The organism is Xanthomonas arboricola (genome assembly GCF_002940665.1).
Taxonomy (GTDB): Bacteria; Pseudomonadota; Gammaproteobacteria; order Xanthomonadales; family Xanthomonadaceae; genus Xanthomonas; species Xanthomonas arboricola_B.
Genome location: NZ_MIGY01000002.1, coordinates 655,231 through 679,633 on the forward strand (window position 1 = coordinate 655,231; position 24,403 = coordinate 679,633).

Here is a 24,403-nt window from a genome sequence, read left to right on the forward strand (position 1 = left end):
CGCGCCGCGGCCAGGTGATCGTGTGATGGACGTGTGGCGTGGCGCCGCGTGAGTTAGGTCAGGCGTCGTTCGCGGCCAGATGACGCTGGCGCGTGGCCCGATTGCCGATAGTCTGGGCAAGCATGGTCCGATCGAGCTTGCCTTCCCACTTGGCGATGACCACGGTGGCCAGTGCATTGCCGACCAGGTTCACGAAGGTCAGGCCTTCTGCAAGGATGCGGTGGATCCCGAGGATCAACGCGATGCTGGCCACGGGAATCGTGCCGGTCGTGGACAGCGTAGCTGCCAGCACCACGAAAGCGGCGCCTGCCACGCCCGCAGCGCCCTTGGAAGTCAACAGCAGCACGCCGATCAGGCCCAGCTCATGCCAGAAGGTCAGCGGCGTATTGGTAGCCTGGGCCAGAAACACCGCCACAGTGGTCAGGTACAAGCAGGTGCCATCGAGGTTGAACGAGTAGCCGGCGGGAATGACGAAGCCAACGACGCTTTCCTCGCAGCCAGCACCCTTCATCTTCTGGATCAAGCGCGGCAGCACAGTCTCAGTAGAAGTGGTGGCGGCGACCACAATGATCTCGTCGCGGATGTAATACAGCAGGCGCCACAAGCTCACCCCACACCACCAAGCCACGCTGCCCAGCACCACCACGGTGAACACCGCGCAGACCACGAAAAACTCCAGGATCAACTCACCCAGCGAAGCCAGTGAGCCAGCGCCGAACTTTCCGACCGTGAAGGCGATGGCGCCGAAGGCCCCAATCGGTGCGAAGTACATGATGTAGCCGACGATCTTGAAAAGCGCCAGCGAGGTGCCTTCGATCACCGTCATCACCGGCTTGCCACGCTCACCGATGGCCGCCAGCGCCACACCGAACAACACCGCCACAAACAACACCTGTAGCACGTGTGGCTCGGTCAGCGCGCTGACCAGCGTGGTCGGAATGATGTTCATCAGGTACGCCGTGACCGTTTGGTCGTGTGCGGTATGCACGTAGCCCTGGATCGAACCGGTGTCGATACTGGCCGGGTCGATGTTCATGCCCACGCCGGGCTGCCACAGGTCCACGCCGATCAGCCCGATCACCAGCGCCAGGATGGTGATCACCTCGAAGTAGATGATCGACTTCAATGCGACGCGGCCGACGCTCTTCATGTCGTTCATGCCGGCGATGCCGTGCACGACGGTGACGAAGATGATCGGCCCGATCATCATGCGGATCAGCTGGATGAAGGCATCGCCCAGCGGCTTCATCGCCGCGCCAGCCTCCGGCGCCAGCCAGCCCAGCACGATGCCGATCAGCGTGCCGGCCAGCACCTGGAACCAGAGTTGCCCCAGCACGCCGAAGCGGCCGGTGTTGCCTGTTGCGGTCATTGCAGACTTCCTCCCAGAAGTGATTATCCGGACGTGCACGGATCAGCCGTACAGCACGCCATCGAAAAGCTTGCGCGCCGTGCGCAGCAGGCCGGCACTGATTACGGTCCCGTCCTGGTCCAGTTCGATCACGCAGTCCATTGCCCCGCTGGGGTGTTCGACGGCAAGCGTCTTGTGCACACCAGCGGGCACCTGCGCCAGCGTTGCCGCGGCAGACCCCTCCAGCAGGCAGGCGGTGGCCACGCTCACTGCGGCGAGTACGCCGATGGAGGCGTGGCAGCGATGCGGAATGAAGGAGCGCGTGTTGATCGCACCGCCCTGCAGCGGCGCGGAGACCAGCGTCATCTTGGGTACCGACTTGTCGGTGACATCGCCAAGCCGCATCAATGGGCCGGCCTGCAGCCGGATGTGCTCAAGACGGGCCTTGAGGGCGGTGTCGGCATCCAGGGTGCCGCGGCCCTCATCGCCACGCAGGTTAAGGTCCTGTGCCCGCAGGATCACGCAGGGCATGCCGTTGTCGATCAGCGTCACCTGCAGGCCATCGATCTCATCGACCACGTTGCCCGTGGGCAACAGCGCACCGCAGCTTGACCCTGCGATATCGGCGAAGGCCAGGGGCACGGCCGCCGCCGTCCCCGGCACGCCATCGATGCGCGCCTGACCTGCATAGGTGACCTGGCCACCCGCCGTGGCGACCGTCGCGGTGGCCAGCTTGCCAGTGTTGACCATGAAGATCCGCACGACAGTTTCATCGCCGGTGGCCGGCAGCAGGCCACGCTCAATCGCGAACGGGCCCACGCCGGCCAGCAGGTTGCCGCAGTTCTGCGCATCGCTGACCAGTGCCTTATCGACGATGACCTGCAGGAACAGGTAGTCCACGTCGGCATCGGCGCGCTGGGAGCGCGAGACGATGGCCACCTTGGAGGTCAGCGGATCGGCCCCGCCCATCCCGTCGATCTGGCGCGCGTCCGGAGAGCCATAGGCGCGCAGCAGGAAAGCATCGCGCGCGTCGCGGTCGGCGGGCAGATCATCTGCGAGAAAGTAACCGCCCTTGGACGTCCCTCCGCGCATCCACATCGCACGCACGCCCTCAGACATAGTCCAACCCCTTGGCCGCCAGGCGCTCGCGCATCCTGTAAATGTCCAGGCCCAACTCGCCAGCGGCCAGGCGCGCGCGCTTGTCGGCCTCGCGCGCTTCGCGTGCCTGCGACTCTGCCAGCACCCGTTCGGCCTCGACCCGCTGCACCACGCAGACCCCATCGTCGTCGGCGATCACGACATCGCCCGGGTGGACCAGCGTGCCCCCGCATACCACCGGCACGTTAACCGAGCCCAAGGTTTCTTTGATGGTGCCCTGTGCATGGATGGCGCGGCTCCACACGGGGAACTGCATCTGCGTCAAGTCGCGCACGTCGCGCACGCCGCCATCGATCACCAGCCCGCGGCAACCATGCGCCTGGGCCGATGTAGCCAACAAGTCGCCGAAATAGCCATCGGTGCATTCGCTGGTCGGCGCCACCACCAGAACGTCGCCCGGCTGCAGTTGCTCGATGGCCACGTGCATCATCCAGTTGTCGCCCGGCGGCACCGATACGGTCACCGCGGTGCCGGCGATGCGCGCCCCGCTGTAGATCGGCCGCAGCCGCGGATGCATCAGCCCGCTGCGCCCCTGGGCCTCGTGCGCGGTGGCCACGCCGGCCTGTGACAGGCCCTCCACGGCGGGCCCTGCGGCACGTTCGATCCGGGTCACGACTCTCGTCATTGCATCCATCCTCCGTTAGCGATGGGCGAGTTTGTTCCGGCAAGCCGTCCTATCCAATTTCGTTTTGCGACTTATCCATTCAATTTGGTTATAGTTTGTCTCGATGGAGGCCATTCCCGAGTTCAACCTGCGGCATCTAGCGGCCGTGCCGACGATTCATCGTCGCGGGAGCATTGCGGCCGCGCTGGACGAGGTGAACCTGTCGCAGCCGGCGCTGACCCAGGCTTTGGCGCGGCTGGAACGGTTGGTCGATCAGCCGTTGTTCGACCGCCACCCCGGCGGCATGGTCGCCACCCCGGCGGGCCAGCTGCTGGTGGCGCGCATCGAGCGCGCCCTGGCATACCTGGCGCAAGGCGTGCAACGCGCGCGACGCCTGGCGCGCCTGCCGGGCCTGCCCGCGGTCGAGCGCCGCGTCACGCTGCCGCAGCTGCGTGCGCTGATCGCAGTGGAAGCGGCAGGCAGTTATTCCCTGGCTGCCGTGCGCAGCGGCGTGTCGCAGCCTGCGGTCTATCGCGCCGTGCAGGAACTATCCACGCTGATCGGCGTCACCCTGTTCAACCGCCAGGGCAAGACCGTGCAGCCCACGCTGGCCGCCACACGCTTACTGCGCTTCGTGCGCCTGGCGCTGGCCGAACTGTCGGCGGCGATGGATGAGCTGCATGCGCTACGCGCGCAGGGCGCCGGCCGCATCGCCGTGGGCACCTTGCCGCTGGCGCGTGCGGTGCTGCTGCCCCAGGTATTGGCCCGGTTCGCGCGGGCGTTTCCGGCGGCTTCGGTCAATGTCGCGGAAGGATCCTACGCCGAACTGCTGGCTCACCTGCGCGAGGGCAGCCTGGATGTGCTGATCGGCGCGACCCGTCACCCGCCGCCGGTGACCGACATCGTGCAAGAGATGCTGTTCGACGACGAACCGGTGCTGGTGGCGCGATGCGGGCATCCACTGGTGCAGGCCGAATGTTCCATCGATGCGCTACTGACCTATCCATGGGTTATGCCCGCACGCGGCGCGCCGATGCGCGAGCGTTGGGAGCGCATGTTCAACCAGCATGGATACTCCCCGCCGCCGCTGCGCGTCGAGTCGGGCTCGGTCCTGGTCATGCGCGGGCTGCTGCTCGAGGACGACTGGCTGACGATGATGTCGCGCGACCAGTTCCTGTTCGAGCAACGCGCCGGCCTGCTGCGCGAGCTTCCCTTTCACGTCGCCGGTGGGCGTCGTCAGATCGGCCTGACGATGCGCTCGGACTGGCACCCGACCACGGTGCAGCGCGCCTTCGTGGAGAACTTCCGCCAGGCCTGCGCGCAGCGACGAGATGGAGTCCCGGCCTGGCCGTTCCGCCACTTAGGTATAGCTAACTGACAGACGCCGCGTCAGGACTCAAAGCAGCTTCATCCTTTCGCTATTGACCAAAAGCGAGCGTCTGCTTTGGATCGGAAGCTGCCATGCTCCTTACCCCCGATAGGCCTTCGTGATCTTCTGCGTTATTGACGAGTCAACCCCCTTTCTCGGTTACCTCCATGGAGTGCGCCCTTAGGTAAATTCCCCGATCGGATGTGGGTATCAGATCTGCTCGGTTAGCTGCACGCGCTACATGACAATCCACTACGCCAAGGCAAAAGGCAGGCCACCACTTTGACTCACTGCCTTGAGTGCCAGTTGCTTGCCCATGCTCAACTCATCATTGCTCATGGTCGCCATGAGATACAGCCCAAGGTGTTGAAACGCCTCTGCCACAAATGGCCGATCTTGGCCTTGCCGCGCCACCCCGCTCATTGCCTTGTCCAGCGACAGACGAGAAGTACTGGCGGTAGCCCGGAAGTAATCCTTCAAAGAATTTCTAGTTGCCACAGAGCCTTCTACAGCAAGAACGAGTCCGGGATTCATCTTGCTGGAGTTGTTCGCCGCCCTAATCGGTGGCTGGGTACGGCAAGAGCAGCGCGGCAGCGACGCGCCCCCCCACCCACGAAGAAAGATAGCGCCATCTACCGCAAGGAAGTTAGTTGGCACTTCCTGAACTTGTGGAGTGATTGCTGATTCTTCGTTGAGCGTGGGGCGAATTTTTGGCTGAGATTGCCGCCCTCAACTTGCCGCCTTGGGATAAATATTTCTTCACCATCAAGCACCTACAAACGGGCGATTTCAGGTCGTCGGGCATGTGTCAGTTTTCTCGATTCGTGTCCCATTGCTTTCGCTTGGGCTGCCGTAAGATCGTTCAACTTGACCAGTTGTGGCTCAAGTGCATCCGCGCTTGCCTGCTGAAATCGTGATCTTGGCAAAGCGCGGAAACATTGCCCTGTCTGCAGGCATTATTCGCCGCCTCTTGCGCATCTCCGAAATCGAGGCGTTCGAGGTCAGGCGACGTTTCAAGCGGATAAATCTCGACGGTCGGCACGTACCATCGTCCTGGCGAACTCAGGGCGTGCGCATCGACCAGTCGACGGCCGCATCGAACAGCGCGAGTCCGTCCGGACTCAGATTCGAAAAGGTGTCGTTGTCCAGGAACAGCGCCACACGGCGCGCGGGCGCGACGAAGTCGTAATCCATCGTGGCGCCCTTCTCGTAGCCGAAGACCACCGCCTTGTCGGGTTCCCCCGGTAGCGTTGCGATCACGCTGGCGGCCCTGGCAGGTACGCCCCAACCCATCATCACGTCGCGCGGATAGACATAGGTCTTGCCATTCCGCAGGCCACCTGCAAGCGGATGCGGTGCATTGATGATGCGGATGTAGTGCTCTTTCTCCACCTCACCGTAGTCCACGCCCTTCCGTCGTCCGGTCAGGCGCAGCGAATCCATCAGATCGTTCTCCCAGGTCAGCAGCGGCACCGCGACGTTTCTGAAGCCGGTGTCGGCCATCTCGCGAGACTGCACCACCGAGGACAGCACCACCAGATCGAAGCCCTGCGCCTTGGAAGGGTCGACGGTCTGATCGAAGAAACTCACCTTGCAGCCAAGCCGCTGCAGATGGGTGGCAACGGTTCTGTCGGCGCTCAGACCGTGTTGCTGGACGTCGCGCTGGCGCTCGGTGGCGCCTGGTACCTCGTCCAGACGCGTCACATAGAACACGCGTTTGCCAGCCAGGTTCGGACTTGCCGCCTGGACCACTACTGACTGGCTGCAAAGACCCACCAGCACCATCGATACCGCGATGGATTTCATGCGCACTCGCATCGAGACAGCCTCTCGCATCAGAAGTCGAAGGTGGCGTTGAAACTGATCGTACGTGGCAAGCCCATCGCCAATTGCCCGCTGCCAGCCGCGCTCCAGTAACGTTTGTCGGTCAGGTTTTCCACATTGAACTTGAACGTGGTCGGCACGCCATGCAGCCGGGTCGCGTAGGCAGCGCCGGCGACGTAGGTCGTATAGCCGGGAATGCTGGCGCGGTTCTGGTCATCGATCGGCCGCGATGCCAGTGCGAATCCGCCTGCGCTCACCGACAAGCCTTCCAGCATGGGCACGCGATAGTTGAAGAACAGGCTGGCGGTGCGCTCGGGCGTGTTGTTGGGCGTATTGCCTTCCAGGCTGGCAGTGGTCGCCTGCACGATCTGGGCATCCAGCAGCATGCCCGACACCGCCGCCGACAGGTTCTCGGTCAGGTTGCCTTGAACCGAAAATTCCAGCCCCCGATAACGCGAGCGTCCGTTGAGCGCATAGACGCCGTTGTCGTCGGTATCGGCCGAGGCCTGGTCCAGGCGGAACAGCGAAGCGGAAAACAGCGTTCCATTGTCCATGCGATAGCGCGCGCCCACTTCCTTCTGGCGGCTCACCGCCGCCGGCAACGCCTGGCCTGCGTTGACGGCGGCCGACCGCGCCGTACCACCCGACTCCAACCCTTCCACATAGCTCGCATACACAGATGCCTTGGGCGATAGCCTGTAGGTCACGCTAGCCGACGGTGTGGTGGCACTGACGTCGTAATCGGCAGTCTCCAATTGTCGCGTGCCGTAGCGCGCATAGCGCAACGCGCCGATCAGCTGCCAGCGGTCGCCGATGCCGATCCGATCCATTGCATACACGCCACTGTTGCGGATGGTCTGCTCCAGGAAGCCGCGATCGCGCAGCGTCGTCTTGGATCCGGTGGGCGCGCGGATCAGGTCGACAATCTCCATAGGGTCGTACAGGTTCTGCGCTGCGCGATACATGAAGGTGTTGAAACTGGGTTGATACAGCTTGTTGGCATCGACACCGATCTGCAGGTCGTGGGTCACGCTGCCCGTGCGGAAGCTGCCTTCCACGTTTGCCCGCGCATTGCTGTTGGTGTACTCCTGCCCTTTCTGGTCGGCTCCATAGACGCTGCCCTGGCCGGTTCGTAGCGAGTAGTTGTCGAAGATCCACAGCCAGCGGTCGCGCCGGGTGACCGATTCGCCCACGCTGAAACGCGCCGTCCAGGCACTGTTGAGCGCGTACTCGCCGCTGAGCAGATGCGTGGTGGCGTCCGACAAGGTGTCCTTGCCCTTCATCGACAGCAGGATGCTGGGATCGGGCATGCCGGGGAGCGTGATCACGCCGCCGACGGCCGCAGGCGGAACCACCGCGGCCTGCTCGGTGATGCGAGCGCGGATGCGCTCGACGTCGTAGTGCAGGCTGAAATCGCTGCTGACGTCCCAATCCAGCGCAGCGCTGAGCATGCGGCGGTAACCGTTGTCGTCCTCGATCGGCAGGTGGATGTTCTGGCTCAACGCATTGACCCGGACACCGAACTGTTGATGGCTGCCGAAGCGACGGCCGAGGTCCACGTGCAGCTGCGCCGAGCCTTGGTTGTCGCCGGACAGCGACAGCGAGGTCACCGGCGCGACAGTGGCGCGTTTGGTGACCAGGTTGACCACCCCGCCCGGGGTGACGAAGCCGTAGTACAGCGCAGCCGCGCCCTTGAGCACTTCCACCCGTTCCTTGTTTTCCATCGGGATCGGCACATTGTTGTCGAACGGCAGCACACCGTTGAACAGATAGCTGGAACGGTTGTCAAGGTTGATGCCGCGGATCGAAATCTGGTCGTAAGCCACCCCACTCTGCTGCTGGCGCACGACGCCGGCAACGTTGCGAAGCGCGTCGTAAAGACCGGTGGCGCCCTGTGCATCCAGCAGATCGCGCGAGACCACATTGATATTGGCGGGCACATCCAGCATGTCCAGGCCGCGATACGGCCCGGTCTGGCTGTCGGGAACGGTGAATCCGTTCTGGCGCAGGCCAACCACCCTGACGGTGTCCAGATCGGCCTGGACTGACTGGGTCGAGCGCTCAGGCTCAAGTTCGGAAATTGGCGATTCGGAAGCAGACGCAGGCGTTGCTGCCAGCAGCGCTAGCGCAAGTAATGAAAGACGCGGAAACATGGCTGCCTTGCGGGGAGGACAGGAAAGAGAATCCAGCCCATAAATGCGAATGGTTCGCATTATTGTACCCTCAAGCGGGTCGCCTGCCAATCCAGAGACGGATCTGTTCGTGTCGCTTCGTCAGTCAGGTTGACCGCCTCCCGCCTCAGACGCTCGCAGAACAGGAAAAAAGATCATCGAACGCTTGATGCCCTTGATTCATGCGCGTTCGAGTTCGGTGATGAACCGGTCGCCCCGTCGTGCGCAGCCTAAGCCTGTCATGGCATGACAGCGTCCACGAGGGTGGGGAATGGCCGAACCGGAAATTTCTCCCCGCTACTGGGTTCGCACCGCTACTCCACACCTATTGCAGCCGAATCCGGCCGGCGCGGATCGGCGGAGCCGAACGCGGATCCATCCGGCGCGATCTCGATGGATTGAATGCTGGTCTGGGTGATGAATGGCTCGACCCGATGGCCCAATGCCTCCAGCCTGTCCAACGTGTCCGGCGACAGCGCCAGCTCGTAGGAAATGGTGCCATCGCGCGCAGCGTTGATGCGCGGGCGCGCAGTGGCCTCGGCGATGTTGAGTCTGAAGTCGACCACATTCACGATGAACTGCGCCAACGCCGAGATGATAGAGCCACCACCTGGGGTGCCAGCCACGATCCATGGCTTGCCATCCTTGAAGGCAATGAACGGGGTGATGGTGGTCGCCAGGCGTTTACCCGGTGCCGGCGCGTTGGGCGAGTTCTTGGGACCACCCCAGGCGAAGTTGCCCAACGAGTTGTTGAGCAGGATACCGGTACCGGGAGCGATCACCGCCGCGCCGAAATTGTTGCTCAGCGTATAGGTATTGCTTACCGCGTTGCCTTCAGCGTCCACCACCGAGTAATGCGTGGTATCAGGGCTTTGCTGAAGTAGCTCCCCCGCCTTGATCGCCTCGGCTGGCAGTGTGCGCTCAGGCGAAATCAGCGCGGCGCGCTGGTATGCATACTTCTTGTCGAGCAGCCTTTCATTAGGCGTGTTGTGCTGCGGGGGGCCACCGTAGAAGGCACTGCGGTCAGCACCGGCCAGGCGTGTTGCCTCGGCAATGAGGTGGTATGCCTTCGCGCTGCCGGCGTCGGCCGGTTGCAACGGAAATGGCTCGATCAGGTTGAGCAGTTGCGCCAGCGTGGTACCTGACGAGGGCGACGGCGCCAACGCCAGCTCCACGCCGCGATAAGTGGAACGCACCGGTTCCAGCTCGCGCACGCGATAGTTGGTCAAATCCTTGGCGCTCAAGATTCCGCCGTACTTGCGGCTAGCAGCGACGATGCGCTTGGCGATTTCCCCCCGATAGAACGCGTCGGCACCATCGCGTGCAATCTCACGTAGCGACCAAGCCAGGTCCGGCTGGCGCAGGAGCTCGCCGGCGACGTAGCTGCTTCCATCAGGCTTGAAGAACTGCGCACGGGTTTCCGGCGTGCGCCAAAGCGTGGGCTTGGCCCAATCCAGGATCATCGCCTCGTCGTCGGACAGGCGCACGCCCTGTTCGGCGAGCTCGATGGCTGGTTGTACCAGACTCGCCCACGGCAACCTGCCGTACTTTTGGTGTGCCGCATAGAATGCCGCGACCGTGCCTGGAACGGCCACGCCTTTCCAGGAGATCGACGCGCCTCGTTCGGGTTTGCCGTCGCGACCCAGCAGAAGCTTGGCGGTGGTCGCTGCCGGCGCCGAGCCATAGTAATCAAACGCAGTAGTGCGACGGTCCTTCGCCACGTAGATGACCAGCGCTCCGCCGCCACCCAGGTTGCCAGCGCGTGGCAAGGTCACCGCCTCGGCAAGGCCAACGGCGATGGCTGCATCGATTGCGTTACCACCCTCGCGCAAGATCCGGGCACCCACCTCGGACGCCGGTCGGCTCTGGCTGACCACCACGCCCCCTCGGGCGTGCAGCGGATGGTGGATCGGCTGGTAGCCGCGTGCGTCGTCGACGTTGCCCTTGCGTGGGACGGTGTTGGGTACATCGGCGAATGCTGAGGGAAGTACAAGCAGAAGCAGCGCAATCCACGGTGCACGGCGGCAAGCAGACGGGAAAGGCGTGGAGGCGTTGCGGGGCATCGGTGATCCTTGGTTTGCGAGACGATCAGAAGGCATGACGGACACTGGCGTACCAGTAGCGGCCGTAAGGCTCGTACAAACTGCCTAGATAGCCGGATGCCGTAGCCGCCAGCGGTGGCGTTTCGTCGGTGAGATTGCGCACTCCGAGACGCACGCGGGTGCCGGCGGCCTGGTCGCGGCCAAACGCGTACTGCACGTACAAGCTTCCCGTCGTCGTCGCATCCACCCGCCACGGGCGGCCGCTGCTGTCGATCAGGCCGGTATCGTCCACCGCTCCAACGTATTGCACGAACGCGCCGGTGGTGAACTTGCCGTACTGCCAGGTCAGCGATCCCGACCCCTTCCACTCGGGAGTACCGTTCTGGCCGATCAGGTCACCGCCGCCGGAGATGCTTGTTCCAGCATTCAGTTGACCGGCATCGCGAGCGGCGATCAGCGCCGCGATTTCAGGTGACGGGTCGCGGTAAAACTCCAACAGGCGCGTGGCCGACAAATCGACCTTGAACGTGCCTGCGCGATCGGTGCCCTTCTGCCAGCTGGCGTTGAAGTCAAGCCCGCGGACGGTCTGCGGGCGCAGGTTGACATACTGGTCCTTGACGTAGATCACGGTGCCAACCGGTGCCAGTCCCGTGCCGGCTACAGCTGCGGCGTCGTCGGCGGTGGGTGCGGCGCGAATGACGTTGGGGTTGCTGCTGCCTTGGGTGCGCAGCAGGTAGTCGAGGATGAGCGCGTTGTCCTCTCCAAACAGGCCGATGATCCCGGTCTGCTCAACGCTCCAGTAATCGGCGCTGAAGCTGAAGCGGCCCAGACGCGCATTGCCGGGTGTCCACAGCAGCCCGGCGGTCCACGACGTGGACTCTTCCGGGTCCAAGTCTGGATTGCCGCTGCGCTGAGCGGTGGCCACACCGCTGTGCGAGCAGTTGGCGAAAGAGCTGATGCGCCCGGCGCGCAGGTCGGCCTCGCATAGCACCCAATCGGTGCGGGTGTTGCCACGGGTGACCAAACTGGCATTGACCTGCTCCAGATTGGGCGCACGAAACCCCTCGGACCAGGAACCGCGCACGCGAAAATCGTCGAACACTTCCCAGGCGGCCGCAATTTTCGGCTTAGCCACATTGCCGAAATCACTGTAGCGCTCGAAGCGGCCGGCCAGTTGCACGTCAAGCGAGCGAACCAATGGCACCTCCATTTCCGGGGATATCAGCGGCGCGGCCAATTCCACATAGGCCGACCATACGTTGCGCGAACCGCGGGTATCGGGCGTGGGGCTGACGCCGAACAAGTCGGCGGTCTGTACCTCGCCGGTCACCGCATCGACGAAACCGAGACTGCCGTCCACGCGTGCGTCGCGGTCATCCAACTGGGTCTCGCGTCGAAACTCGATGCCCGCTGCGGCACCGACGTCGCCGCCTGGCAGCTGCAGCAGATCGGTGCGAGAGAGCTTGAAGTCACCCAGGGCAAGGGTGGTGCGGCTGCGTCGGGTAGACGCTACGCGAATCGCCTCCTGCGCGGCTTGACTACTCGGCGTGGCATCCCCGCCCGTGGCAGGAAACAGCAAGTCGCCGCCGTTGAACGGGTTGTAGGCGTCCGGGGTGGACAATGCCAATTGACGCTGTAGCGCCGTAGAGCTGATGCCGTCCTGGCGATCCACGACTTGCGCTTGGGAATAAAGCAACGCGCTGTCCCAGTCCCAGCCGTTCCAGTGTCCACGCAGGCCGCCGAGTATGCGCGCCTGGGTGTTCTCCACCTTGACCAGGGTCGGGCCAAGGTCCATGAAACGGTAGTTATTGAGCGTGACAGGCAACCCCGATGCAGGGATGTTCAAGCCGGAAATCCGGTTCGGATTCGGACTGCCGTCGGGCAACGTAGTCGCTCCGAACGGGTTCCAGTAGTTACTGGCGGGAATGGTGACCTTGGTGGACCCGATGGTGAACACTGGGCTTTGCAGGGCGCGGGTATCTGCTTGGTACCAGCCCAATTCACCGTAGGCTTCCACGTCGTCATTGAGTGCGTAGTGACCGGTCACAAAGACGTTACGGCGCACAAGCGAAGGCAGCAGCGAAAGCGGATACGTAGCGCTGTCGTATCGCAGGTTGCGATCGGCTCCGGCGGTGGCACGTGCGCCATCATCTACGCATAGTCCCTGGGCCAGTGGTGCAGCGCAGCCGCCATTCGTGCTCGGCTGGATATGGAATGCGCCGGCCGCACTGGTCAACGCGTTGCCGTTGCGGGTGACACGACCGAACGACGATGGCACGGCCAGGTCTGCCCACGCACTCAACGTGTTGCGCATGTCGAGGCTGCTGACTCCTTCAAACCGCGTGCCCTCGAACAGTGGCCGCTTGTCACTGGACGCGGCGTAGTCCAAATCACCGGCGGGCAAGTCGCTGCGGCGGGTCTGGTTGAGGAATACCGATACGTTGCCCCTTCCGTCGCGGAAGTCCCAGCCGTAGGCACCGCTGATGTCGCTCTGGCGCAGGCTGGTGCCCTCAGCGCCGCCGTACCGCAGTTCCAGCCAGCCGCCCAGCAGGTTGTTCTGCAGCACATTGTTCACGACGCCGCCTACCGCATCGGAGCCATAAATGGCCGAGGCACCGTCGCGTAGCACTTCAACGCGGGACACGCCGGCCACCGGAATAGCATTGGCGTTGTAGGTCAGGACCGGAACCAGGTTGTCATCGGCCTGGCTGCCTGGGTGCACCACGGTGCGGCGGCCGTTCAACAACATCAGCGTATTGCCCACACCAAGGCCTCGCAAGTCGACCGAACCCACGTCGCCGCGCGAAAAGTTGCTGCTGGTCGCACCATTTGTGGGGTTGAACGACACATCGCCCATTTGCGGAATAGTGCGGTACAGCTCATCACCGCCTGTGGCGCCGGTGGCATCCACCTGCTGGCGATCGAGCGAAGTGACCTGGAGTGCGGCCGCGGCCGAACCACCTTGGATCTGGCTGCCGACAACGCTGACGCTGTCCAGGGTCTTGGCGCTAGGAGTTTGTATGCCGGAAAGATCGGTTGCCGGCCCCTGGGCATGTGCGGATAACGAAAGAGCAGCTGAAACGGCAGCGGCGAGCGACAAGCGCGTGTGCAACATCAAAAAGGTCCCCACATCCGGATGCGTCGATCTGCTGCGACGCGTCATTGGATCTTAGTAGCCCATGCGTGCTTTCCTCAGTTTCCGATCATTGCCGATAGTGATGTCGATATGAATTAGTGGCCTGCCACCGGATGCCCATCAGAGCGTTTTCGAACGGATTTTCCTCCGACATCTTCTTTGGTCGGGCACCTGGAGTCTCCATATCCATGATCGCCACACTCGCTCGTGCAGCAGACTACTAAACTGCTCTTGGCTGAAACACCGCTTCTCGTCTTAACGATAGTTTCTAGCTCTAGCGCCACTCGATCCGCTAAAGATCAGCCTCCACGTTGCTCGATCGCAGAATGCGATCTGCGATCGAGCAGGCGCTCTCGTTGATTCATTGACGAGTGCCGTATGGATGCAATCAGCAAACGTGTCAGCCAGCGATCGTAAAAACCGATCCCGAATCCACTCTGATACCCGCGCCGTTGATGAAGCTGGCGCGCTCGGAGCACAGGAAGGCAACCGCCGAAGCCACTTCCTCCGGGCGGCCACGTCGCTTGAGCACCATGCCGGGACGCTCTTCGTCCAGGAACGATTGGATCGCCTGCTCGAACGTGGTTCCGTTTTCGCTGGCGCGCTTTTGCATCATCTTGTCGGTCATCGGGGTTGCGATGAAGGCGGGCGACACCGTATTGACCAGTACGTTGTCCGCTCCGTAGGCCTTGGACAGGCCCTTGGCCAGGCTCAGGATTGCCGCCTTCGATGCGCAATAGGCCAGCTCGTCCACATAGGGCTGCACGGCGTCTTCCGAGGCGAACAGCACGATCCGGCCCCATTGCTTGCGGCGCATGGCGGGAATGGCCTGGCGACACATGCGCACCGCGCCCATCAGGTTGATGTCCAGCGTCTCGAGCCAGCCGGCATCGCTGACCTCCAGGAAATCACCGGTTGCGCCGGTGACGCCCGCTGCGTTGATGTAGATGTCGGGGTCGCCCAGTTGTTCGCGCACCTGCGCCCAGATGGCGGTGACGTCCTGCTCGCGGGTGACATCGCCTTCGATGGCGATGATCTGCCCCAGGCCCGACAGTTCCGCCACTGCCTGGTCGAGCGTGCCGTCCGCAAGATCGGTGATCGCCACGCGCACGCCGGCTTCGAGCAGCTGCCGCGCGGTTTCCTTGCCCATTCCCGAGTCGCCGCCACTGATGAGGGCGATCCGATTGTTGATTCCGAGATCCATGCTGAACTCCTGGTGGTAGAGAAAGGTGGGGGGTAAGCGCGCAATTAGCGGGCGAGAAAGCGCTCCGCCGTGCGCAGGCCAAGTGCCATCTGCGTCAGCGCGGGATTGGCTGCCAGTGCACTTGGAAAAATCGAGTTGTCGCAGATGTAGAGGTTGGCGATATCGAATGCGCGGCCGTCCGGGTCCACCACGGCCTGCTCCGGGTCCGTGCCCATGCGGCAGGTGCCCAGCGTGTGTGCGGAGCGAGCGGCGGCGAAGATGCGTTGGGCACCGGCTGCCTCCCAGATTGCGTGCAGCGATGCGCGCGCGTGGGCATCAATCGCACGTTCGTTGGGCCCGTAGCTGAAGTCGATACGCGCCTTGCGCTGGCCGAAGGCATCGCGCTCGTCGGACAGGGTCAGCCGGTTGCCGTCCTGCGGCAGGCAGTCGCCATTGATGCCGATGCCGGCCAGGCGGTTGTAGCGCGTCATGGTCGTTACGAGCTCCCTCCCCCACATGCCTGCGCCACGTGCCAGGGTGTTGGCCAGGGTGATCGGCTGCACGCCCAGGCTCTGCACCAGATAGCCCCCGATGAAATCGGCATTGGCCGGGCGCAGCATGTCCTCGGTGATCAGCGACGAGGGGTAGCCACGGTTCATGCGCATGTCTGCATCGAACTCTCCCCACACCTGGGTGGCCACATGCGCCATGAAGTTGCGCCCCACCTGGCCGCTTGAGTTGGCCAGCCCCAGGTTGAGCAGCAAGCGCGGTGTTTCCACGCCGCCTGCGCACAGGAACAAGCTCGTGCAACGCTGGCGCAGTTCGCGTCCGTTCTGTTGATAGACCACCGCGCTGACCATGCCCCGGGCGCCGCGCTCTATGTCGATGACCCGGCAATCGGGTCGCAATTGGGCGCCGTGCGCGCGCGCCAGCGGCAGCCAGGTGGTATCGACGCTCACCTTGGCGCCGTTGCTGCACCCCTGATGGCAGGCGCCGCAGTTGTTGCAGGCCGCGCGCCTGCCGTGGTGCGGCTGCGCGTGCGCCCTGGTCACCAACGCGGCAGGCGCATCGGTGGCGGTGATGCCAAGCGTGCGGCAACCGCGCTCCATCGCGTTGGCCGACGCATTGCGTTGCGGCGGCGGATAGGCGTAGCTGCGCTCGGGATCCCACGGATAGTGCGCCGGCCCGGAGACGCCGATGAACTCCTCGACGCGGTGGATATAGGACAGCAGCTCTTCATGCGCGATCGGCCAGTCCATGCCGTGCTGCCCGGTGTGCGTCGACAGGCTCAGATCGCGCTTGTCCGGACGCGGGCAAAAGGCGCCCCAATGCAGGGTCGAACCGCCCATGCCCGAACCGGAATTATTGGCGCCAAACGCGGTTGGCGTCTGCCCGCCGCTCAGGCGCTCCTCCATCCAGTAGATGCCGGCCGTCAGCTCATCGGGCAGATGGGACGTGGGACTGAAGGCCGCACCCGCCTCCAGCACCACCACCGAGAGACCTCGTTGCGCGAGCCGTGCGGCCAGCGGGCCGCCGCCTGCCCCGCTGCCTACCACCACCACATCGACTGCGGCGTCGTGCACGCCCGGGCTCATCGCAAGCCTTCGGCAGGAAGCTGCCAGGCTTCCTGCCGGTCGGCTGCGGTGTGCTGATAGCCCGGGCTGTCGAGACCGGCACCGCCAACCGCGAAGCCGTCGTATCCCAGTGCAGCCATCGTGGCGGGAAGGCTGACCCAGGTCCGCACGGCTTCGGCGCGCACGTCCTCGAACCAGTGCGCCAGCTGCGCTGCATCCAGCCCGTGCGCCGAAGGATCGCCGGCCATCGATCGCGACACCTGACGCAGCCATTGATCCTGCATCTCTACGGGTAGACCAGCAAAGCCGGTCGTCAGCGCGTCGAGCGCGTCCAGGCCCAACGGCACCGCAAGCCGATCGGGTGGCAACGCTGCATGGCGCCAACCATCTCCCGCACCTTCGGCAAGCTGGATATCGATTCGTCGTGCAATCTCGCCCGCATCGCTGGCCCCATCCAGGACACGTGCGACGACTGCGCCGAGTGTTCCCAGTTGATGCTGGCTCAGCACGCCTTGCGCACCGGCGGGTGGGCCGGCATGCCGACTGAGCAGCAGCTTGCGCATGCGCGGGGCAACCCGCTCCATATTGAGCAGCGTGACGAAGTCATCGGGCAGGCATTTGCCCACGCTGCGATCCACATGCGCTGCGATCAGCTGGGCCAGGTGTTGCGGTTGCTCGTACGGGATCAGATGCGCCGCATCAGCCACGACGGCGATACGCGCATGGTGATAGTGCGGCGCGTTCAGCGCTGTTTGCGCGGCTTCGCCCAGGTCGCCATCTTCATTGCCGGCGATGATCATCGCGGGCACCTCCACGCAGCCTGCCTGCGCGCTTAAGTTCTCGCGACTGGCATGCGCGAGCCAGGCGATCCATGCTCTCGCACTGGTTCGCAGCACATCGTCGACAGCTGCGTCCCTGACCGGTGCTGGCAGCGCCATCGCACAGTTATCGTCGATGAACTGCTCCGCCTCTTGCCGCGTGGGATGGCCGTTTTCGAACCAGGCAAGCATCGTACGTCGGCGAGACTCATCCATCGGCTCGGGCGCCGGTGGCGACGCAGCGACCAGGATCACGCCGGCCAGTCCGGCAAGCCCGGCCGTGCCATCGCGCGCCTGCGCTGCTGCCAGGGTGGCGATCTTTCCGCCCATGCTGTGCCCGATCGCAAACCAGCACGTCGGTTGCCGCCGAATCACCTCTTCGACAAACCAGGCAACCAGTGCGGCGGTGTCGACATGCTCGATCGGCGGCGCCTCTCCAAAACCGGGAATATCGAGCGCCACACAATCGAAACGCGCTTCCAATCGCTGGATCACACCAGACCACTCGTTGCTGCTGGACCCAAGGGCGTGCAGGAAGAACAGCGTCGGTTTCGCCATGTAACACCTCTATCCGCCAGCGCACATGATGACCGGCGTTTCGTCCACGGCTCGTGCAGATGAGTCCGACGCCTTGTGGTGGCCCAAGACCTCACGCCTGTCCCCCCAAACCGCCCGCTGCACCCTGATTGGCGTGCTTGCGAAGCGGCAGATCGGCGTCACACGTGCGGCCCGGTTGCACGGCCCGGTACGTTCCCGTACCACCGCGACCGCATCGGGTCCAACCGATGAGCATCGGCACCTGCATGGCTCGCACGGCACCTCTTAAAACGACAGGCCCCCTCACACCAGATCGCGATAATCCTGCAGGATCACCATCACCAACTGGCTGCGAGAACGCACGTCGAGCTTGTTGAACAGCTGCTGGAAGGTCGCCTTGATGGCACTCTCCGAACTGCCCAGCTGGCGTGCGATCAACTTGTTGGACTGCCCACGCAGCAAGCCACGCAGCACTTCGCGCTCACGGTCGGTGAAACTGGGCCGGCTTTCCTGGGTACCCTGTGCGACCAGCGATTGCAGATAACGCTGGTCGATCAGCACCCGGCCCATCGCCACCGCATGGATGCTGTCGATCAGTTCATCGGTGGAAACATCCTTGCGGCAGATACCGGACACCCCGAGCCGGATCAAGGCCAGCGCGTCGCGCTCGGGCAGACCGGCGGTGACGATCAGCGTGGCGGGGCGGCGCGCCTGTTCGGCCTGACGCCGCATGTAGTCCAGCGCGTTGTACTCGCCCATGTCGTAGTCGAGGATGACCACGTCCGGCGTCAGCGACGCGATCTGTACGATGGCCTGCGCCAATGCGCCGGACTGCCCGACCACCTGGAAGCGGGCGTCGGCACCGAGCAGGCGCAACAGGCCTTCGCGGAACAGCGTGTGGTCGTCCAGCAGGTAGAGGCGAACCGGTTCGCGCCGCGACTCATCCATCCCGCGCCTCCACAGACGGTGCATGCGCCAACGGCAGATGCAACTCGAAGCAGGCGCCCTCGCCACCGGGCGCATAGCGCAGCAGGCCGCCCTGGTTGGCCATCAGCGCACGCGAGATGTACAGCCCCAGGCCGGAGCCGTCGCTGTCGCTACGAAACGGCTGGAACAGGCGGCCCGGATCGGCGATGCCCGGTCCGGTGTCGCGCACACTCAACACTGCGCGCTGCTGTTCCAGGCGTGCACTGACGATCAACTGGCGGCGTTGCGGTGGCAGCGCCTGCGCCGCGCGCAACGAATTGCGCGCCAGATTGAGCAGCACCTGCAGCAGCGCGTGGCGGTCGCCGTGCACCGACGGGAACTCGGCCGGGACCTGGATCACCAGCTGGCCATCGACGTCCTCCCAGTCCGAGCGGATGATCACATCCAACTCGCTGCACAGCGTCTGCAGCCGCGTTTCATGCGCTTCGTCGGGCAGCTGCCGACGCAGGTTGAAGGACGCCAGCTCCATCAATGCCGCCACCAGGCTGCGCAGCGCGGCCAGATCCGGATCTGCGCCAATGCCAGGATGCCGCGCAAGGTTGGAGGTGACCACGCCCGCCGCCGAACACAGGTTGCGGATCTCGTGCGACACCGCGCCGGCCAGCAGGCGATTGTTCTTCAGCACATCGTCGAAGTGCGCCGACTCGCGCGCGCGCACTTCCTCGCTGGTATCGACCAGGATCGCAGCCAGGTGACGCTCGGCGCTGTCTTCGTAGACCGAGAACCAGGTGGTGGCCGGAAAGCGGGTGCCGTCGCTGCGGCAGCCCCAGGTGCTGGCCGAAGTGCGCATGCCGTCCAGATTGGCGCTCATGCTCAGCGCATCGTCCAGCAGCGGCAGGAACTCGCGCACCGCGCGGCCCTCCAGCCCGCCTTCTTCGGCCATGTCCAGGATCTCGTGCGCGGCGCGGTTGGCCGCCACGATACGGCCGTCGCCGGCCACCGTCAGCAACGCCGCCGGGCTGCTTTCGGCGAGCAGCCACAGTTGCCGCTCCAGCCGCCGACGCAGCCGCTGTTCGGCGCGCAGCTGCACGTAATGGGCCAGGATCACCCGGCGAGTGCGGCTGATTTCGGCCACGAGCAGACCACAGCCGGCATAGGCAATCGTCGCCATGAAGAAGCGTAGCGCCTGTTCGACCACTATTTCGTCGGTCACGAACAAGCCGCGCAGCACCGCACAGGCGATCGCGGCGATGACGATGTCGCGCCGCGACAATACCGTGGCCGCCAGCACCACCGGCAGGATATAGAGCAGGCCCAGCGACACGCCCAGGTGCGAGTACCATTCCGCCCACACCAGCGAGGCCAGCATCGCCAGCGACGCCCACAGCGTCGGGCCGCGATTGAGCTTGACCACCTGCCCGCGCCACTTGAATGGCAGTCTCAGTCTGTCCATTGCCTACCCATGCATGTGCGTTGCAATGCCGCTCCTCTGTGGCTGTGGTTGAAGCCACAGCATCGTGGCCGGGCGTGTGGATTTCACCCTATCGAAAGATAGCCTGCCCGCATCGTTCGGACGGTGCGTGCACTGTCCAACGCTGGCGCAAGGATGGCAGACACGACCGTGGAGGCTGGGTGTAATGCATCTACCCCACGTCCATGTTGTCTCTCCCATGATCACCCGCGATACGTTTCCGCTGCGACGCATCTGGCCCAAGACCTATAAACGCCTGCTGGTATTGCTGGCGTTCGACTGCGCCGTGGCCATCCTCTATACCTTCTTCGACTGGCAGTGGCTGTCGATCGAAGCATTGCCGCTGGCCCAGCTCGGCTCGGCGCTCACCATCTTCCTGGCGTTTCGCGCCAATGCGGCCTATGGCCGCTGGTGGGAGGCGCGCCAACTCTGGGGCGCGCTGGTGAACACCTCGCGCGCCATCGCGCGCCAGGCCCTGACCGCGCTGGATGTGGATCCGGTCGACCCACGCCGGGCCGGGCTGCGCGACGATATCGTGGTGCACCAGATCGCCTTCGTGCACGCCTTGCGCTGCCATCTGCGCCGGCAGAATCCGTTTCCGGAGCTGGCCGGGCTGCTCGGCCAGGCACGCGCGGACGACCTGCGCGGCTACGCCAACATCCCCAACGCGCTGACCCTGCGGCTGGGCCAGCAACTGCAGCAGGCGCGCGACTGGGACATGCTCGACAGCCTGCGCTGGTCCTCGCTGGACGCCAACCTCACCACACTGGCCAACATCCAGGGCGCCTGCGAACGCATCAAGAACACCCCGCTGCCGCGGCAGTTCTCCTCGCTGCCGCGCACGCTGGTGAACATGTATTGCTGGCTGGTGCCGCTGGGCCTGATCGCCGGCATGGGCCTGGCCATGCCGATCGCCTCGGTGCTGATCAGCTTCACCCTGATCGCCATCGACAGCGCCAGCAGCGCCATCGAAGACCCGTTCGAGAACACCGTGCACGACACCCCGATGACCGCGCTGTCGCGCGGCATCGAACTCACCCTGCGCGAAATGCTGGGCCAGCGCGTACCGCTGCGCGAAGTGCGCGCCATCGACGGTTTCATCTACTGACCACGGAGCCAGCCATGCAGACCACCCCCACTCACCTGATCTTTGCCACCAATTTTTCCGAGACCTGCCATGCCGCGATCCCGACCGTGGCGCAACTGGTGGACCGCCTGAGCGCGCGCCTCACCATCCTGCACGTGCATGCCAAGGGCAAGCGCGCGCAGGCCCAGCAGTCGCTGGATGCCTTCTTTGCCGAGGCCTCCAACTACCCGGGCTGCGAGCGTGCACTTGCCGGTGGCCCGGCCGCCGCCGGCATCGTCTCGTTCTGCCGCAGCCGCGACGACGCGTTATTGATCATGCCGCCGTCCGAGCGCACCGGCCTGCCGCGCCCGTTGCATGTCTCGCTGCGCGCGCGCGTGCTGCAGCGCGTGGCCACGCCCATGTTGACCCTTCCCTACGCCGATGCGATCCCGCGCGACGGCGCCGTCGGCGGTCACGTCGCCTGCTGGATCACTGGCCGCGAAACCAGCCTGGAATCGCTGCGCGATGCCGCCGCACTGGCACGCCGCCGCGGCGCCGACCTGCACCTGTTGCACGTTGTGCCGGAGATCAGCGAAGGCCTGTTGGTCGACAGCCTGTTCAACGACAAGCCGCTGAGCGAAGACGCGGCCGCCAGCTGGCTCGGCGACCTGGTCCAGCAACTGCCCGACGAGGACCTGCGCGTGCGCATCCACGTGGCCGTCGGCAACCCGCGTCGCGAAATCGCCGGCCTGCTCAAACGCGCCTGCGCCGACGTGCTGGTGGTCGAACACGACGCTATCGTCCGCCGCGGCGTCTGGCGTTCGTCGCTGCAGTCCGCTTTGGCAAAAACGCCGTGCGTGCTGATCTGCCTGCCGCCGCCCCATCTGCGCCGCCCGATCCTGGGCAACGGTGGCGATCACGCAACCACCACGCCCAGCCGCAGTCTCGCAAGACCGCTATTGCGCGTGTGAGCCGAACCGAGCGCTGGGCGAGCGTCTGGCCAGGTCTCTGAAGTTGTCAGCTACGCGAGGGAATACGTTCCGCGCCCCGACGCACCGCTGATCGCGAGGCGGTGCCGCGCAATCATGGCCAGGCGGCTCGTTCCCCAGGCCGTATTTGAGGACGCGCACCTGCACTTATCAGCGGTGCGTCGACCAGTCTGTCGATCGAGTGCGTTAGCAGCTGCGCCTGGAACTCTGCGGCGGATATTTGCGGGCGATAGTAAGTCAGCTGGCCGCTACGCAGGCTGGCCCGCACCCGCAGAATCCAGCGCCCTACCCCGTCAACACAAGCGACCCATCCGGATACCTGTCGCCCATGAAGTCCACGAACGCGCGCACCTTCGGCGCAGCCAGACGCCTGGACGTGTGCAGCACCCACAGCGCCGGTTCCACGCCAGCGATCGTGCCCCATTGCACCAGTTCGCCGCGCGCGAGCTGGTTCCATGCGATCGACTGCGGAAGAAGCGCAACGCCACCGCCTGCAATCGCTGCGTCGCGGACCATCAAGAACGAGGAAAACCGCAGTCTTGGAATGGGTTCCAGGATCAGGCGTCCGTCATCGAGGGTCCATGTCGTCGGTTGGAAGCTCGACGTCACCACCGCGGGCATTGGTGCGACCGCGTTGTCGGTTGGCATGGCGATGCCGGGTGCGGCCACCACAACCAGCCGATCCCTGGCAAAACAGCGCCCGACCAGGCTGCTGTCCGGGCTGGGGTTGATCCGGATGGCCACATCGAACTGCTCTTCCACCAGATCGACCGTGCGGTCTTCTGCCACCACCTCGAGCGTGATCTCCGGATAGGCCGCGCAGAACTCTGCGCCAATGCGTCCCATCGCCAGTTGCGAGAACAGCACCGGCGATGCCACACGCAAGCGTCCGCGTGGACTCGAGAGCCCCTCGCGTGCAGCTGCCATGGCCTCGGCCACCTCGCTCAACGGCACTTCGGTGCGGTCCATCAGCAGCTGCCCGGCGTCGGTAAGCCTGAGGCCACGTGCGCTGCGCTCGACCAGTCGCACTCCCAGCTGCTCCTCCAGCTCGGCGATGCGGCGCGACAAGGTCGCCTTCGATCTGCCACTGGCACGGCTTGCCTTTCCCAGGCCCTGGTTCGCTGCGACCAGGGCGAAGTCGATCAATGCATTGAGATCCATGGTGTTCCACATTTGAAACCAGGTGTCTACATCTTGGCGGCTTCGTATTAGCGATGCAACGGCCTATCGTCTCGTCACCGCAACGTCAGTTGTGGCGCAGGTGTCGCGCTGACGCCCTTCCATCCACAGCAGGAGATTCACATGAGCATTCTCGTTACCGGTGCCACCGGCACCATCGGTTCCCTGATCACCCAGGGCCTGGCCGACGCAGGCGCCAAGGTCGGGGCACTGGTGCGCCAACCCGGCAAGCGCGCCTTCCCGGCCGGCGTCACCGAAGTGGTTGCCGACCTCACCGACGTCGCGTCGATGCGTGCCGCGCTGACGCCGGTGCGCACCCTGTTCCTGTTGAATGCGGTCACTCCCGACGAAGTGACACAGGCGCTGATCGCGCTGAACCTTGCCAAAGAAGCAGGGATCGAACGCGTCGTGTACCTGTCGGTGATCCATGCCGACAAGTTCACCAACGTGCCGCACTTTACCGGCAAGCACACGGTCGAGCGCATGATCGAAAGCTGCGACATTGCTGCAACGATTCTGCGCCCGGCGTATTTCATGCAGAACGAGGCGATGATCCAGCAGACGATTCAACAGTACGCTGTCTACCCGATGCCGATCGGTTCGACAGGTGTGGGGATGATCGATGCGCGTGATATCGCAGACATCGCGGTTGCCGAGTTGCTGCGACGCGACCGCGCGCCCGCCGCACTTGAGCGTGTCACGCTCGAACTGGTTGGCCCGCATGCGGTGACGGGTAGCTCCGCCGCGAAGGTCTGGAGTACGGCGCTTGGACGCGAGATCGCCTACGCGGGCGATGACCTGGCCGCTTTCGAAGCGCAGATGGCTGCCCATGGCCCATCCTGGCTGGCCTACGACATGCGCCTGATGCTGGCCGGCATCCAGACATACGGCATGCGGGCGACCGATGGCACGGTGGAAAAACTGCAGGCCATGCTGGGACGTCCGCTGCGCACCTACGAAGACTTCGTGCGCGAGGCGACAGCCCGGGCCTGAGCGCAGCTGGCGCG

General features: G+C 64.4%; 19 protein-coding genes. 4 read left to right on the plus strand and 15 right to left on the minus strand.

What is annotated here, in order from left to right:
• Window positions 1–58 precede the first annotated feature (58 nt).
• Genes dctA through XarjCFBP7645_RS09960 form a run of 3 tightly spaced genes read right to left on the minus strand, consistent with a single transcriptional unit; the run spans window position 59 to window position 3,131 of the window.
• The gene (gene dctA, locus XarjCFBP7645_RS09950) at window positions 59–1,369 is read right to left on the minus strand and encodes a C4-dicarboxylate transporter DctA (protein ID WP_104537360.1); all 1,311 of its coding nucleotides are present in this window, start codon (window positions 1,367–1,369) and stop codon (window positions 59–61) included.
• Between the two features lie 42 nt (window positions 1,370–1,411).
• Window positions 1,412–2,467 (minus strand): 4-oxalomesaconate tautomerase, encoded by a 1,056-nt coding sequence (locus tag XarjCFBP7645_RS09955; RefSeq protein WP_104537361.1) that lies wholly within the window; start codon window positions 2,465–2,467, stop codon window positions 1,412–1,414.
• On the minus strand, window positions 2,460–3,131 hold the full coding sequence (locus tag XarjCFBP7645_RS09960; protein ID WP_104537891.1) for a 4-carboxy-4-hydroxy-2-oxoadipate aldolase/oxaloacetate decarboxylase: 672 nt from the start codon (window positions 3,129–3,131) through the stop codon (window positions 2,460–2,462). The genes XarjCFBP7645_RS09955 and XarjCFBP7645_RS09960 overlap by 8 nt, the downstream gene beginning before the upstream one ends.
• A 103-nt stretch (window positions 3,132–3,234) precedes the next feature.
• Between XarjCFBP7645_RS09960 and XarjCFBP7645_RS09965 the strand changes: the two genes are divergently transcribed.
• Entirely contained in the window at window positions 3,235–4,488 is a 1,254-nt protein-coding gene (locus XarjCFBP7645_RS09965; protein ID WP_104537362.1) for a LysR family transcriptional regulator, read from the plus strand.
• Window positions 4,489–4,731: 243 nt separating this feature from the next.
• Here XarjCFBP7645_RS09965 and XarjCFBP7645_RS21380 read toward each other — a convergent pair whose 3' ends face one another.
• The 11 genes from XarjCFBP7645_RS21380 to XarjCFBP7645_RS10015 all read right to left on the minus strand — a co-directional run bounded on the left by XarjCFBP7645_RS21380 (window position 4,732) and on the right by XarjCFBP7645_RS10015 (window position 20,144).
• Window positions 4,732–5,013 (minus strand): hypothetical protein, encoded by a 282-nt coding sequence (locus XarjCFBP7645_RS21380; RefSeq protein WP_146096314.1) that lies wholly within the window; start codon window positions 5,011–5,013, stop codon window positions 4,732–4,734.
• 328 nt (window positions 5,014–5,341) lie between these two features.
• Complete coding sequence (locus tag XarjCFBP7645_RS21695; protein WP_181126277.1) at window positions 5,342–5,521, minus strand: hypothetical protein; 180 nt, start codon at window positions 5,519–5,521, stop codon at window positions 5,342–5,344.
• 20 nt (window positions 5,522–5,541) lie between these two features.
• Window positions 5,542–6,285, minus strand: coding sequence for a hypothetical protein (locus tag XarjCFBP7645_RS09975; protein WP_104537364.1), 744 nt, complete (start codon window positions 6,283–6,285; stop codon window positions 5,542–5,544).
• 29 nt (window positions 6,286–6,314) lie between these two features.
• Complete coding sequence (locus tag XarjCFBP7645_RS09980) at window positions 6,315–8,456, minus strand: TonB-dependent siderophore receptor (protein WP_104537365.1); 2,142 nt, start codon at window positions 8,454–8,456, stop codon at window positions 6,315–6,317.
• 332 nt (window positions 8,457–8,788) lie between these two features.
• Window positions 8,789–10,537: a gamma-glutamyltransferase gene (gene ggt / locus XarjCFBP7645_RS09985; protein WP_104537366.1), complete on the minus strand. Its 1,749-nt coding sequence runs from the start codon at window positions 10,535–10,537 to the stop codon at window positions 8,789–8,791.
• Between the two features lie 25 nt (window positions 10,538–10,562).
• On the minus strand, window positions 10,563–13,679 hold the full coding sequence (locus tag XarjCFBP7645_RS09990) for a TonB-dependent receptor domain-containing protein (RefSeq protein WP_219842094.1): 3,117 nt from the start codon (window positions 13,677–13,679) through the stop codon (window positions 10,563–10,565).
• A 373-nt stretch (window positions 13,680–14,052) separates the two neighbouring features.
• Window positions 14,053–14,856: an SDR family NAD(P)-dependent oxidoreductase gene (locus XarjCFBP7645_RS09995; protein WP_104537368.1), complete on the minus strand. Its 804-nt coding sequence runs from the start codon at window positions 14,854–14,856 to the stop codon at window positions 14,053–14,055.
• 44 nt (window positions 14,857–14,900) lie between these two features.
• Entirely contained in the window at window positions 14,901–16,430 is a 1,530-nt protein-coding gene (locus tag XarjCFBP7645_RS10000) for a GMC family oxidoreductase (protein WP_104537369.1), read from the minus strand.
• Window positions 16,427–17,785 carry an alpha/beta hydrolase gene (locus tag XarjCFBP7645_RS10005; RefSeq protein ID WP_104537370.1) on the minus strand — a complete coding sequence of 453 codons (1,359 nt, stop codon included), beginning with the start codon at window positions 17,783–17,785 and terminating at the stop codon, window positions 16,427–16,429. The genes XarjCFBP7645_RS10000 and XarjCFBP7645_RS10005 overlap by 4 nt, the downstream gene beginning before the upstream one ends.
• Window positions 17,786–18,067: 282 nt before the next feature.
• Complete coding sequence (locus XarjCFBP7645_RS10010) at window positions 18,068–18,712, minus strand: LuxR C-terminal-related transcriptional regulator (protein ID WP_053045036.1); 645 nt, start codon at window positions 18,710–18,712, stop codon at window positions 18,068–18,070.
• A complete protein-coding gene (locus XarjCFBP7645_RS10015; protein ID WP_104537371.1) occupies window positions 18,705–20,144 on the minus strand; it encodes an ATP-binding protein in 1,440 nt (479 codons plus the stop codon). Before XarjCFBP7645_RS10015 ends, XarjCFBP7645_RS10010 begins: the two co-directional genes overlap by 8 nt.
• Before the next feature lie 217 nt (window positions 20,145–20,361).
• Here XarjCFBP7645_RS10015 and XarjCFBP7645_RS10020 point away from each other — a divergent pair, with 217 nt between their 5' ends.
• Window positions 20,362–21,270, plus strand: coding sequence for a bestrophin family protein (locus XarjCFBP7645_RS10020; RefSeq protein ID WP_104537372.1), 909 nt, complete (start codon window positions 20,362–20,364; stop codon window positions 21,268–21,270).
• 14 nt (window positions 21,271–21,284) lie between these two features.
• Complete coding sequence (locus XarjCFBP7645_RS10025) at window positions 21,285–22,199, plus strand: universal stress protein (protein ID WP_104537373.1); 915 nt, start codon at window positions 21,285–21,287, stop codon at window positions 22,197–22,199.
• Between the two features lie 303 nt (window positions 22,200–22,502).
• Here XarjCFBP7645_RS10025 and XarjCFBP7645_RS10030 read toward each other — a convergent pair whose 3' ends face one another.
• Window positions 22,503–23,378, minus strand: a complete 876-nt coding sequence (locus XarjCFBP7645_RS10030; RefSeq protein WP_104537892.1) for a LysR family transcriptional regulator — start codon at window positions 23,376–23,378, stop codon at window positions 22,503–22,505.
• A 141-nt stretch (window positions 23,379–23,519) separates the two neighbouring features.
• Between XarjCFBP7645_RS10030 and XarjCFBP7645_RS10035 the strand changes: the two genes are divergently transcribed.
• A complete protein-coding gene (locus XarjCFBP7645_RS10035; RefSeq protein WP_104537374.1) occupies window positions 23,520–24,389 on the plus strand; it encodes an NmrA family NAD(P)-binding protein in 870 nt (289 codons plus the stop codon).
• Window positions 24,390–24,403 lie beyond the last annotated feature (14 nt).